The sequence below is a fragment of the Arcticibacterium sp. GJ41-1 genome, assembly GCF_055808875.1.
Genome location: NZ_CM147888.1, coordinates 135129 through 148959, shown reverse-complemented (window position 1 = coordinate 148959; position 13831 = coordinate 135129). Strand labels below are relative to the sequence as shown.

The following is a 13831-nucleotide window of genomic DNA, read 5'->3' as shown; positions in this document are numbered from 1 at the left end:
TTAAAAGATACGGTATACTTCATTTTTATTTTTTTGAACTTAAAATTTTCTCATGCAAGCCATCAAAGTAGGTATCATTGGTGGGGCGGGTTATACTGGAGGAGAACTTCTAAGAATCCTTATTAATCACCCCAATGTCGAAATCGTTTTTATTAATTCTGTAAGCCAAGTAGGTAAATTAGCCTCTGATACGCATAAAGACCTTTTCGGGGAAACGGAAATACGCTTTTCTAACGATAAGAATTTTGAAGCGGTAGATGTTATTTTTCTATGTTCTGGCCACGGTCAATCAGAAAAGTTTTTGAAAGAAAACGATGTGCCGATTACGGTCAAAATAATTGACCTAAGTACAGATTTTCGTGATGGAAGCGAAGGCTTTAGCTATGGTTTGCCAGAGCTTCAAAAGGAGAAAATAGCAGCCAGTCATAAAATTGCAAATCCAGGTTGTTTTGCCACATCTATTCAGTTGGCTGTTTTGCCATTGGCTAAAGCAGGCGTTTTACAAAATGACATTCATGTCAGTGCGGTTACAGGTTCAACAGGAGCAGGTCAATCACCAAGTGCTACAGGTCATTTTAGTTGGAGAAATAGCAATATTTCTGTGTACAAAGCCTTTACACACCAACATTTAAAAGAGATTACACAAAGCTTAAAGTCACTTCAATCTAGTTTTGATACGGCTATTAACTTCATTCCATATCGCGGAAATTTCACACGTGGAATAATGGCAAATGTTTACACGAGCTTTGACGGAACTTTGGAAGAAGCTACAGCCTTGTTTACTTCATTTTACAAAGACGCCCCATTTGTACATATTTCAGAAGGTACCATTGATTTGAAAATGGTGGTCAATACCAATAAGTGTATTCTTCAGTTGCAAAAGCATGAAGACAAATTACTAGTGACTAGTATTATTGATAATTTGACAAAAGGAGCATCGGGACAAGCGGTGCAAAACATGAACTTAATTTTTGGATTAGAGGAAACCACTGGGCTTCATCTAAAACCTGTCGGATTCTAGTAAATTATTTTAAGCGATTCAAAAAATGAAAACATTCAATGTTTACCCAGTATATGACATCACGCCAGTAAAAGCGGAAGGGTCAAAACTTTGGGACGATAAAGGAGTAGAGTATTTAGACTTATACGGTGGTCATGCGGTTATTTCAATAGGGCATTCGCATCCACAGTATGTTAAAGCCATTCAGGAGCAAGTTGGCAAACTTGGTTTCTATTCCAATTCAGTAAAAATGCCTTTGCAAGAAGAGTTGGCATCAAAGCTAGGCGAATTTTCAGGCTTACCTGAGTATAGTCTTTTTCTAGCTAATTCAGGTGCAGAGGCAAATGAGAACGCTCTTAAGCTAGCCTCCTTTCATAATGGCAGAAAAAATATTATAGCTTTTTCAAAAGGTTTTCACGGAAGAACGTCTGCTGCAGTTGCGGCTACCGATAATCCTAAGATTCAAGCTACCATTAACTTTGCTGACCACGTAACTATTCTCCCATTTAATGATGTAGGTGCGGTAAAAGCAGCTATTAATGGAGAAACCTGTGCCGTTATCATGGAAGGAATTCAGGGTGTTGGTGGAGTAAATGTAGCTACGGAGGAATTTCAAAAAGCCATCAGAGATGCTTGTGATGAGCACGGAGCTGTTTATATTCATGACAGTGTACAGTGTGGTTATGGAAGGTCTGGAAACTTCTTTAGTTTTCAAGATACCGCTGTCAAGCCTGATATTATTTCTATGGCTAAGGGTATGGGAAATGGCTTTCCAGTAGGAGGGATTCTTATTTCACCAAAATTTGAAGCACAGTATGGTCTTTTAGGAACCACTTTTGGTGGCAACCATTTAGCCTGTGCTGCGGCTATTGCTGTTTTGGATGTTATGAAATCTGAGAATTTATTAGAAAATGCTAAAACTCTTGGAGCCTATGTGCTAGAAAGTTTAAAACCTTTGGTGGAAGCAGGTAAAATAAAAGAGCTTAGAGGAAAAGGCTTAATGATAGGTATAGAACTAGACGGACCCATCAAGGAAATAAGAGAGAAATTGATTTTTGAGAACCATATTTTTGTGGGTGCTTCGGGTGCAAATACCCTAAGATTACTGCCAAGTTTAGCTGTGAAAAAGGAAGAATTGGATAAGTTTATTATTGCTTTGAAGAGTTACCTATAAGGTTTTAGGGCAGTTTTTTTATCCATTTAAAATTAATTTTTATCGACTCGAAAGTGCTTAGGTCTTTTCTCTTAGCACTTTTGTCTTGTTTTGCTTGAATTTCAAGCATTAGCATGAAAATCTAGGTGAAACCTTTTTGTAGATTTCGTTCGGTAAAAAATGTTCTACTCGAAATGAAATCTAACAGACGTAAGTTTTTTAAGCATGCAGCCACGGGTGCCGCTACTTTAGGGGTGGCAGCTTCGGGTCTTTCTTTAGCTTCTTGTAATAAGCCACATACGGTTGCTTGTGAAGCTTCAACTGGCGATGAACCTATTCTTCAAATGGGAGATGGAATAGCTGTGGTTAAAACTACAAATGGAGATGTTCAAGGATTCAAACTTCGTGGAATAAACACTTTTCTTGGAATTCCTTATGGGGCAAATACTTCAGGTAAAAACCGTTTTATGCCACCTCAAAAACCAGAGCCATGGACAGATATTAAGCCAGTTTGGTGGTGGGGAAATTCGGCTCCGCAACAAATGGAAGGTAGGTACAGCAATCCAGGAGCAACTTTTGTTGACCATTGGAATTACGATGAACTAAGTGAAGATTGTCTCAAATTAAATATTTGGTCTCCTGAGGTAAATGATAAGGTAAAACGACCAGTGCTTGTTTGGTTGCACGGCGGTGGATTTAGGAATGGTAACGCTATAGAACAAGATGGCTATCATGGAGAAAACTTAAGCCGAAAAGGCGATATGGTTTTTTGCTCTTTAAACCACAGACTAGGACCTATGGGTTTTACCAATTTGGCGGATGTAGGAGGTTCTAAATTCATTTCTTCAGGAAATGTGGGCATGTTGGACATTGTTTTTGCTCTAGAGTGGGTAAAGGATAATATAGAAAACTTTGGTGGAGACCCTGATAACGTGACTATCATGGGTCAATCTGGAGGAGGGGCTAAAGTTTGTACCTTAATGGCTATGCCTGCCGCACAAGGACTTTTTCATAAGGCAGTTCCATTGAGTGGGTCGAGTGTTTATGCTCAGAAAAAGTCAGATTCTGAAAAACTTGGAGCCTATGTTTTTAAAGAGGGAGGCAAAAGCATTGAAAACCTTCAGGAAATGCCGTGGCAAGAATTCCTAAACTTGAGCGAGCTTGCTGCTGAAAAGTTTAGGGAAGAGGTAACACCTACAGAAGGTAGAAGAAGCGGTTTTGTCCCTGTTGAAAATGGTATTGATATTCCTTTAGGAGAATTCTTTTCTGAGCCAGAAGGCCTTTCTTCTGATATTCCAATGATGATTAGTACCACATTTCATGAGTGGTCGCCGAGTAAAAGCAATCCTAGTTTAGAAAGTATTGACTTTAATGGGGTTTTGATAGAATTGAAAGAAAAGTTTGGCGAAAAGTCGGCTGGGATTTTACAAGCTTTTAGAGATGATTTCCCGAAAGCTACGCCTATTGAAATTTATGCAATGATATTGAGCTCTAGAACCGCTGTCATTAAAACGGCTAATGCAAAGGTGAATCAAAATGCTCCTGTATACTTAGCTTGGTTTGGCTGGCAGCCGCCTCACTTTAATGGCAGATTAAAGGCTTTCCATTGTTTAGATATTTGTTTTTGGTTTGATAATACAGACCTTATGTACACGCATACAGGAGGTGGTTCAAGGCCAAGGTCTTTAAGTGAAAAGATGTCAGATTCTTTGATATATTTTATGAAAACTGGCAACCCGAATGGTTCAGGTTTGCCTATTTGGCCAAGATATTCCATTGAAAATGGGGAAACAATGGTTTTAAATGATGTTTGCCAGGTCAAAAACAATCCAGATAAGAAGTCCAGAGCTTCTTTGGCTTAAAACTAAAAGGTCTCTTATAGCTTCGCACAAAATATTAATCAGAGGTTTTGCTTTGTTAATTTAGAAAATAGGACAATTCAGTCTTAAATTGCTAAACTTCAAAGAACAAACAGAAACGATTAATATGAAAAACCACGAGGTAAAAGTATATCCCTCTAAATATGGTCTAAAAAAAGAAGACCAACTCGCGTGGAAACTAGCAGCTTTAGTTACGGATAATGTACCCATAAGTAAGGAGGTAGAAGCCATGGTTATCAATCGAATTATTGATAATGCATCGGTAGCGGTAGCTTCTTTAAACAGAGAGCCCATTATAAACGCTAGAGCTCAAGCCTTAGCTCACAGAAGAGCGGACAATGGTGCTTCAGTCTTTGGTTTGCCAAGTGACATTAAAGTACATGCGGAGTGGGCTGCATGGGCAAACGGTGTAGCAGTAAGGGAATTAGATTATCATGATACTTATTTGGCGGCAGACTATTCCCATCCTGGAGATAGCATACCTGCTGTTTTGGCGGTAGCACAGCAATTAGGTTTAAGCGGCGAAGCCCTTTTAAGGGGTATAGTGGCGTCTTATGAAGTGCATGTAAACCTTGTAAAAGGAATATGTCTTCATGAGCACAAGATTGACCATGTAGCTCACCTTTGCCCAGCTCAGGCGGCCGGCGTTTGTGCCCTTTTAGGCTTAGATACCGAAACTACTTATCAAGCTATTCAGCAAGCTTTGCATGTGAGTATAAGTACACGCCAATCGCGTAAAGGAGAGATTTCTAGCTGGAAAGCTTATGTACCTGCTCATGGAGCCAAATTGGCGATTGAAGCGGTAGACAGAGCTATGCGAGGCGAAGGAAGTCCATCACCCATTTATGAAGGGGAAGATTCTGTGATTGCATGGATTTTAGATGGTCCAGAAGCTAATTATACAGTGCCTTTACCAGAGAAAGGGGAGGAGAAACGAGCGATTCTGGAAACATATACCAAAGAGCATTCGGCGGAGTATCAATCGCAAGCCTTAATTGATTTGGCTTTTAGAATGCGTGAAAAGGTCGGTGATTTTTCTCAGATAAAAAATATCCTAATAGAGACTTCTCATCATACCCATTATGTGATAGGTACTGGAGCAAACGACCCTCAAAAGATGGACCCGAATAGCTCTAGAGAAACCTTAGACCATAGCATCATGTATATTTTTACGGTGGCTTTAGAAGATGGTTTCTGGCATCATGAAAAATCTTATGCCAGAGAGCGGGCTAGTCGAGCGGAAACGGTGAAGCTTTGGCATAAGGTAGAAACCATTGAAAAAGAAAAATGGACAAAGCTTTATCATGATAAAGACCCAGAGAAAAAGGCTTTTGGTGGCAGAGTTATAATAACCATGAATAATGGCGAAGTTATTTCTGATGAATTAGAAAGAGCCAATGCTCACCCTGCAGGGGCTATTCCGTTTGTGAGAGAAAATTACATTAAGAAGTTTGACATGCTTACCGAAAGCATTATTGACAAAGCTGAGCGTGATAGGTTTATTGCTTTGGCAGAAAACCTGTCAAAATTAAGTGCTGAGGAGGTTTTACAATTGAATGTACTAGCTCCGAACGGTTACGTTATAGAGTCAAAAACTAAAGGAATTTTCGGATGATAACGAATCAAATTAGTCCTTACGTCAAAAGAGAGAATTTTGTAAAGGCTCTTAATTCTGGAAAATTACTACGCTTTCCTGGAGCTTATAATCCTATGGTGGCTATGCTTATTGAGCAAAAAGGCTTTGAAGGCGTTTATGTTTCTGGTGCTGTGATGGCAAATTCTATGGGTTTGCCTGATATTGGTTTTACCACCATGACGGAGGTTTGTCAATTTGCTTCGCAAATAGCGAGAATAACGGCCTTGCCAACCTTAATGGACATAGACACCGGATTTGGCGAAAGTATGAACGTAGCACGTTGTATTCAAGAAATAGAGCATGCCGGTTTATCAGCCTGCCACATGGAAGACCAGGTTAATCCTAAGCGATGCGGTCATTTGGATAATAAGACCATAGTTCCCGTCAATGAAATGGTGCAAAAGATTCAAACAGCTGCTAAAGCAAAGTCTGACCCCAATTTTATGATAATGGCAAGAACGGATGCCAGAGCTTCAGAAGGTTTGGAAAAGACTATTGACCGAATGAAAGCTTATGTAGATGCAGGTGCAGATATGATTTTTCCTGAAGCCATGTATTCTGAGGCCGACTTTGAAGCTGTTAGAAGAGCGGTTTCTGTACCAATTTTGGCAAATATGACGGAGTTTGGTAAGTCAAAGCTTTTGAACATTACCCAGCTTTCTAATTTGGGTGTCAATATGGTGATTTATCCAGTTACCACGCAAAGGCTAGCTATGAAAGCCGTGGAAGATGGTTTGGATACCATAAAAGAGAAAGGAACACAGGAAGAATTATTGGACAAAATGCAAACGAGAAAAAGACTCTACGAGGTCTTGAAGTACGAAGACTATAATGCTTTTGATAGTCAGATATATAATTTTAAGTTGGAGTAAGGCTTGACCTCACCCCAACCCTCTCTTCTGGAGAGGGCTAGGGTGAGGTTCTCCACTTTTTAACCATCATCAACAAACCCTATAAAAATGAAAGAAGAACCTATAATATTTAAAGGTTTAGCAGGCGTAACTGTGGACTATACCAGTATTTCCAAGGTCATGCCTGAAACCAATTCTTTAACCTACCGCGGTTATGCGGTAGAAGAACTCTGTGAGAAAAAATCATTTGAAGACGTGGCTTATTTGTTGGTAAATAATGATTTGCCAAACGCTAAAGAAAGAGCGGCTTTCATTGACAAAGAAAAATCTCAAAGAACGCTGTCAAAAGAGCTACTGAGTATTCTTCAAAACTTACCAAAATCGTCTCACCCTATGGATACTTTACGTACAGGTGTGAGTGTTTTAGGCTGTGAAGATACTCGAATTTGGGATAGCTCTAGAGAAACCAATATGGATAAATATATTTCTCTATTGGCTAAAATCCCTGCAATTATTGCGGCGTCATATAGGCACCAAATAGGGCAGGATTTCATTCCTGCTGATAATAAGCTAAGTTTTTCTGAAAATTTCTTTTACATGTGTTTTGGTGAAGTGCCAGCTCCAGAAGTAATAAAAGCTTTCGATGTTTCACTGATTTTGTATGCAGAGCATAGTTTTAATGCTTCCACTTTTACCGCTAGGGTAATTACCAGTACTACTTCTGATATATATTCGTCGGTTACGGGTGCCATTGGTGCTTTGAAAGGGCCATTACACGGTGGAGCTAATGAGCAAGTAATGCACATGCTTAAAGAGGTGGGTTCCAAAGAAAATGCAGAGGCTTGGATGTTAAATGCATTGACAAACAAAAAGAAAATCATGGGCTTTGGGCATAGAGTGTATAGAAATGGCGATAGCCGTGTTCCGACCATGAAAAAGTATGCTTTAAAAACAGCAGAATTTACCAATAATCAGGCTTTGATGGAAACATCTGCGAAGCTGGAGGAGGTCATGGTAAGAGAAAAGGGCATTTACCCTAATCTTGATTTTCCTGCAGGGCCTGCTTATTACATGATGGGTTTTGAGATAGAAATGTTTACACCCATTTTCGTTATGAGCCGAATAGCGGGTTGGGCTGCCCATATTATGGAGCAAAACGCGAGTAATAAATTAATACGGCCACTTAGTGCTTATAACGGAATAGCTCAGCGAACCATTAGCTAAATGAACGGAAAGATATATTTTTCTAATAAAACTCCCCTAAAAAGGGAGTTTTGTCTTTTTATTCATGTTTTATTAAGAAACAATTAAGCCCTCTAGAGCATATTGCGGCTCTTACCATAAACTAGTAATATGTTCAGAAAAGATACCCCTCCGTTAAATTTTGTCAGGAGGTTATTTATATATAAAGTGGTTTTTATGTCTGTGCTGTTTTCAGCACAGGCTCATGCCCAAAATACCATTCACCCAGCTTCTACAGAATATGTTTATCCTGAAGATGAACTCGTAGCAGAAAATCTAGAAAACTGGAGAGACCAGAAGTTTGGAATTATAATTCATTGGGGACTTTATGCTGTTCCTGGGATTATTGAATCTTGGACTCTCTGTAATGAAGATTGGATTTATAGAGATAGCACCAGCCATTATGATGATTATAAAAGATGGTATTGGGGATTAAACAAATCTTTTAATCCTACAAAGTTTAATCCTGAATCTTGGGCTGCTGCTGCAAAATCCGCCGGTATGAAGTATGTGGTTTTTACCACCAAACATCACGACGGATTCAATATGTTTGACACCAAATTTTCTGATTTTAAAATAAGTAATGGTCCTTTTGAGGCAAATCCAAGAGCAGATGTGGCCAAATATGTTTTTGAGGCATTTAGAGAAAAGGATTTCCTTATAGGAGCATATTTTTCAAAACCAGATTGGCATTCGCAATATTTTTGGTGGGACAGATATGCTACACCCGATAGAAACGTCAATTATGACATAAGAAAGAATCCATGGAGGTGGAATCAATTTGAAAATTTTACGCACAATCAGCTTAATGAATTGACTTCCAACTATGGAAAAATTGACATTGTGTGGCTTGACGGAGGTTGGGTTAGACCAAGAAATACAGTGACGGAGGAGGTTAGAAACTGGGGTGCTCCCATTCCAGACTTCGACATGCAAATAAATATGCCTAAAATAGCGAAGGTCATGCGTGAAAATCAGCCAGGAGTACTAATAGTGGATAGAACTGTGCATGGTCCGTTTGAAAATTTCCGTACACCAGAGCAAGGCATTCCAAAAGACAAATCTGAAAACCCTTGGGAAAGCTGCATAACGCTAGGCGGTGCATGGGGCTATGTTCCAAACGATAAATTTAAGTCTGCTGAAACTGTGGTTCATACACTCATAGAGATTGTGGCGAAAGGTGGTAATTTACTTTTGGGGGTGGGTCCTACGGCAGAAGGAGAATTTTTGCCAGAACAAATTTCTAGATTGGAAGAAATAGGGCAGTGGACGAGCAAGTTTGGCGAAGCTATTTATGGTACCAGAATCATGGACACGTTTAAGAGTGGCAATACCTACTTCACGAAGTCAAAAGATAAATATGCCTATGCTTTGGTGACTACGTCAAAAGAAAACCCATTGTCGGAAGTTTTGACTTGGGAGGGAAATATGCCTAAGAAAGGGTCAAAAGTATATCTTTTAGGAAGTTCTGAGCCTTTGAAATGGAAAACGGAAGGAAGTCAGACAAAAGTATGGTTAACTAAAGCCCAAATGAAGGAGAATAAAAACCAACCCGCTGTGGCATTAAAGTTTGAGTTTTAAAATTTCATTATAAAGTCGGTAAGGTTATCGTCTCTTTCTAAGCCTAACTTTTTTCTTAGTCTGTACCTTGTTGTGTGTACGCTTTCAATAGAAATGCCCAAGAGTTTAGACATGTCTTTGCTGTTGAAATTCAGCTTAATGAGTGCACAAATTTTATCATCGCTAGCAGTAAGGTTTGGGAATTTAGCGTGAAGGTTTGTGTAAAATTGGCTGTTGATTGCTACAAAACGAGTTTCAAACTCTTCCCAGTTTTGCTTATGATTTACTTTTAATGATTTGACGGCTCTTTTGAGTTTGTTGGGTTCTATTTGCCAGTCTAACTTTTCTAGATTGGATTTGAATTCATCAATGATTTCCTCCTTTTCTATGAGCTTTAAAGAAGAAACGGTCATTTCTCTATTTTTCAATGCTAGCAGTTCTTTAGTTTTCTGCACTTCCAGCTCCTGATTTTTCAGGGCAATCCTTTTTTCGGCTTTATGTTTATTTCTAAGAAACTTGAAATACAAAAATGCCAGTACAGAAAGGAAAACTAGGGCTATGATGAGAATGGTTCTTTGAAGAAATAGAATCTCTTCTGCCGCTTCTAGTTCCTTTAATTTTTGTTTTTGAATGAGAGCATCCGCTTTTTCTTGTTCTAGTCTGAATTGGTCTTGAATTTCTAATAAACCCCTATTGTTTTCACTTCTACTGTCAAAAAACAGTTTGTCTAGTTCTTTTACCTTTTTTAGCTCTTTATATGCTAGCGGTAAGTTTCCTTTTGTAAAGTATAGCTTAGAAAGATATTCGTGAATAAGATTCGCGAAATCTCTGTGGCTATCGTAGGTTTCTGAGAGTTCTAGAGCTTTTATGAAATTCTTTTCTGCTTGGTCTAGCTGTCCATTAGTTTGATAAGCTAAACCTTGATGCGAAATCACTAAAACGTTATAAGATGGATTATGTTGGGCAAACCATTCTTTGACTTCGTCAAATAGTTTTATCGCTTGCTTAACTTTATTGGTGTTGCTTAATATGACTGCTTCTTCAAATTGAAGCTCTGCTAAGTGAACAGAGGCTGTTTTGTCAAAATAAAGAAAACAGCTATCGAGGTAAGTTTGGGCTTTTCCAAAATCTTCAAATTCTCTGTTTAAAGCACACATGGCTGCGTAACTTTCTACCAGCACCTCTTTTGAGACTTCGCCTTTTTGAATCAAACTCTTTTTTGTTTTAATCGACTTATTGACAAAATTTAACGCCTCTTCTTTTCTTTTGTAAAACCCATAGTATCGGCCTATGTCTACATATAAAGAAGCCACAGTACTTTCTTTTCCTGAAAGCGATGCTAAAGAGAGAGCTTTCCACAGACAGTCGTAAGATTCTTTGTATTTGGCATGATGTCCGTTAATGAAGGCTATTCTCCTAAGTGTTTTGATAGCATTTGTGGTGTCTTTTAAAGTAGTGAATTCCTGATAGCACTCGGCTAGCATAGTTAAACTCTCTTTATGATTTTTGAAGCGAAGCTCATCTGCTTTCTTGAATTTTGAGACAGCAGTTTGGGCATTAATGAGGTTAACACCGAAAACCAGCAGTGTTAAGATTAAAAAAGTAGGTAGCCGTTTATTAAAACTCATATCTTTTTTAGTGAGAGGCAATTGAGCTTTTCAATTTAGTGAGAATTTAGGTTTTAGTTAGAAGTATTATGAGAAACAAGCTTTATCTATGGCTAAAAGCCTTTTTTCTAGTAAGCTAATTTTGCCTTGTTCAGTTTTTGAATAGTGGGTTTTTATGGTAGTAGGCTAATAATGTGTTTGATTTGGAAGCTGATGACCAAAGCAAGAAAGGAGATTCCTTTTAATGAGTTTTGGTCTTCGTACAAATTTTTAAAATCCTATTTAAATACAAAATGAAGCATTTATTCAGAGTAGCTAGCCTTTCTTTAGTATTCCTGTCTTTTTCTATGATGTCATGTAAAGAGACCGAGCCCTCAATCTCTCAAAGCCAAATTGATAAACTTGGTATTTCGGATGTCACGCATTTAAGTGCAGCATCAAAAAGAGCATTGGACTGGCCTAAAGATTTAGGAAATGAATGGTTTTTAGATTTTCAAGGTCTGAAGCCTTTAAAAGGTGATTTGGCTTATGAAGAAGGTGTGGTTAGAAGAGACCCAAGTGCTGTGCTTAAAGTTAAGGATACTTATTACGTATGGTACTCTCGCAGTACTGGTCCTACGCAAGGTTTTGGTGGAGATATTGAAAATGAGAAGGTTTTTCCGTGGGACAGATGTGATATTTGGTATGCGACCTCACAAGATGGCTGGACATGGAAAGAGCAAGGTGTAGCAGTAAAACGTGGGGAGAAAGGTTCTTATGATGATAGGAGCGTTTTCACCACAGAAATTATGGAGTATGATGGTGTCTATTATTTATGTTATCAAACCGTGAAGTCTCCTTATGTGGTTAGAGTTAAAAATCAAGTTGGATTGGCTTGGTCAGACTCGCCAAATGGTCCATGGACTAAGAGTGCTGAGCCTATTCTTAGCCCTGCGGACAATGGAATATGGAAAGGAGAAGAGCAGAATAGATTTAGTGTAGAAAAGAAAGGAGACTTTGACAGTCATAAAGTACATGACCCATGCATTCTTCCATATAAGGGTAAGTTCTATTTGTATTATAAAGGGGAGCAAATGGGTGAAGAAATAACTTGGGGTGGGAGACAGATTCGTCATGGTGTGGCTATTGCGGATAATCCTAAAGGACCATATGTGAAATCTCCGTTTAACCCAATTAGTAATAGTGGTCATGAAATATGTGTTTGGCCATATAATGGCGGAATAGCATCTTTAATTACAACAGACGGACCAGAGAAAAACACGATTCAATGGTCTGCTGATGGAGTAAACTTTAATATTATGGCTTCTATTAAAGGAGCTCCGCATGCCATAGGTTTGAATAGAGAGTTAACATCAGAACAAGACCCTGTACAAATTATGGATTGGGGTTTATCCCATATTTATAACTCTGGAGATTATCAAAGCATCATGCGTTTTGAATCTCGCAAAATCAGAGAACATAAGGCTATTGGCGAAAAAGGGAATTTGAAGTAGGCTGATGAAAGGAGCTCAAAAACATTTGTTACGGTGGACGGGTTAAAGTAACTAGTCCACCGTGCTTGTGTTTTGGAACGATAAAATAGTTTTATTCCTTATCTTTTCTTCTCATTTGCCTATTCTTGTAGCTTTTCCAGCCCAGTTTGTTCAGCTAAGGCTTTAAGGTCAATTAAGCCTTGAAGCATACGCTTTTTCATAAGTATTCTTAGCAGGTACTTAGCCCATCCTCTGTATTTTTTGAATGTTGCAAAAAGAGTGAATTCGATATTTGTACCCGTTTCTGTTTCAGTGAATACGTAAAAATTATCTAGTTGACTTGTAAAAGGAGCTGACTTAGTTCGCTCTGCATAAATAAGCGGCTTTCTTTCTTGGCCTGTATCCAGCGTCTCAAACTCCACGGTATCACCATTGATGACACAAAGGTGAGTAGACCCTGCTCTATTAACCCTATCCTTATCATAAGAAATGGAATCTAGATCTTTATTCCATAGATGGCGATAAGCAAAATTGCTAGTAATTTCATGCACGTCATCTACCGATGCGGCAATATCAATGTTGAAATTCATTAGCTCAACTTTTGATTTGGTCACTTCAAACTTAGGGGTGACTGACACCTCTGAGCGAAGCGGGCTCATATCAATCGCCGAATACTTATAAGGCCCAAAATCATATTGAGTTTCGTAATAATTAATTTTTTCAGAACTAGGAAGTGAGCCTAAAGCGGTTGTTGTTTCATTTGAAAGTAGCAAATATTCGCTGTTCTGAATATCGTTTTTTAAAAGCCTATGCACCTTAACTACCTCCGGGCCGTAAGGTTTTTTTCTGCCAGCTACTTCTATAAAATCAATGGGGGCTAGGTGAACAACAAACTTAAGGCTCAAACTGCTCGCTGTAAGGCAGGCTCCACAATCACAAATTCTTCTGTGCTTATAAAGCAAAAGGTGCTCGTGAAAAGCTAAAAACATTTTTTTTGCTTGAGCCCAAACATCTTCAATGGTAGACGAACTCTGCAATTTGTACAGAAAAAGAGCATCGCCTTCTATTTCTGCCAATTCTAAACCCAAGGTGTCTTTTGCCAATATTACCTCTAGTAATTCTGAAATAATATGACGGCTATGCTCTACGTCCGTATGATTGATAAATTTGGTATAACCACTTATATCAGGAATGAAAAGTAGGGCATTTTGGCTCATTTAACTGTTTGTTTGAAACGCTTAATCTTCTTAAGATAGTCTTTATTGAATACTAGGTCATTCATTTTGCTTCTTTTAAAGTTTAAATATCCGAAGGTTCTCTTTAGAAGACTTATAAGTAAGAACGTAAAATTAACGCAAAATGATTGAGGGAGTAGACAGCATGCTGATTAGAACAGTAAGGATTATCACAAAAAACCGCAAAACTTAAGT

Annotated in this window: 10 protein-coding genes; 8 read left to right on the top strand and 2 right to left on the bottom strand. The window is 38.5% G+C overall.

The window, feature by feature from the left end; translation table 11 throughout:
- Positions 1–52: 52 nt before the first annotated feature.
- The 7 genes from argC (at position 53) to AC0L6O_RS00585 (ending at position 9343) form a co-directional block, all read left to right on the top strand.
- Positions 53–1021: an N-acetyl-gamma-glutamyl-phosphate reductase gene (gene argC, locus AC0L6O_RS00615; RefSeq protein WP_473305533.1), complete on the top strand. Its 969-nt coding sequence runs from the start codon at positions 53–55 to the stop codon at positions 1019–1021.
- 25 nt (positions 1022–1046) lie between these two features.
- Positions 1047–2174, top strand: a complete 1128-nt coding sequence (locus AC0L6O_RS00610) for an aspartate aminotransferase family protein (RefSeq protein WP_473305532.1) — start codon at positions 1047–1049, stop codon at positions 2172–2174.
- 173 nt (positions 2175–2347) lie between these two features.
- Complete coding sequence (locus tag AC0L6O_RS00605) at positions 2348–4015, top strand: carboxylesterase/lipase family protein (RefSeq protein ID WP_473305531.1); 1668 nt, start codon at positions 2348–2350, stop codon at positions 4013–4015.
- A gap of 124 nt (positions 4016–4139) precedes the next feature.
- A complete protein-coding gene (locus tag AC0L6O_RS00600; RefSeq protein ID WP_473305530.1) occupies positions 4140–5648 on the top strand; it encodes an MmgE/PrpD family protein in 1509 nt (502 codons plus the stop codon).
- Entirely contained in the window at positions 5645–6541 is an 897-nt protein-coding gene (gene prpB, locus AC0L6O_RS00595) for a methylisocitrate lyase (protein WP_473305529.1), read from the top strand. The genes AC0L6O_RS00600 and prpB overlap by 4 nt, the downstream gene beginning before the upstream one ends.
- Positions 6542–6628: 87 nt before the next feature.
- Positions 6629–7744 (top strand): bifunctional 2-methylcitrate synthase/citrate synthase, encoded by a 1116-nt coding sequence (locus tag AC0L6O_RS00590; RefSeq protein ID WP_473305528.1) that lies wholly within the window; start codon positions 6629–6631, stop codon positions 7742–7744.
- 129 nt (positions 7745–7873) lie between these two features.
- Complete coding sequence (locus tag AC0L6O_RS00585; protein ID WP_473305527.1) at positions 7874–9343, top strand: alpha-L-fucosidase; 1470 nt, start codon at positions 7874–7876, stop codon at positions 9341–9343.
- Here the strand turns inward: AC0L6O_RS00585 and AC0L6O_RS00580 are convergent.
- A complete protein-coding gene (locus tag AC0L6O_RS00580) occupies positions 9340–10950 on the bottom strand; it encodes a hypothetical protein (protein WP_473305526.1) in 1611 nt (536 codons plus the stop codon). The two genes, AC0L6O_RS00585 and AC0L6O_RS00580, sit on opposite strands and share 4 nt — an antisense overlap.
- A 272-nt stretch (positions 10951–11222) precedes the next feature.
- On the opposite strand from AC0L6O_RS00580, the gene AC0L6O_RS00575 reads away from it, so the two are divergent.
- Complete coding sequence (locus AC0L6O_RS00575; RefSeq protein WP_473305524.1) at positions 11223–12422, top strand: glycoside hydrolase family 117 protein; 1200 nt, start codon at positions 11223–11225, stop codon at positions 12420–12422.
- A gap of 119 nt (positions 12423–12541) precedes the next feature.
- Here AC0L6O_RS00575 and AC0L6O_RS00570 read toward each other — a convergent pair whose 3' ends face one another.
- On the bottom strand, positions 12542–13618 hold the full coding sequence (locus AC0L6O_RS00570; RefSeq protein WP_473305522.1) for a DUF2652 domain-containing protein: 1077 nt from the start codon (positions 13616–13618) through the stop codon (positions 12542–12544).
- Positions 13619–13831 lie beyond the last annotated feature (213 nt).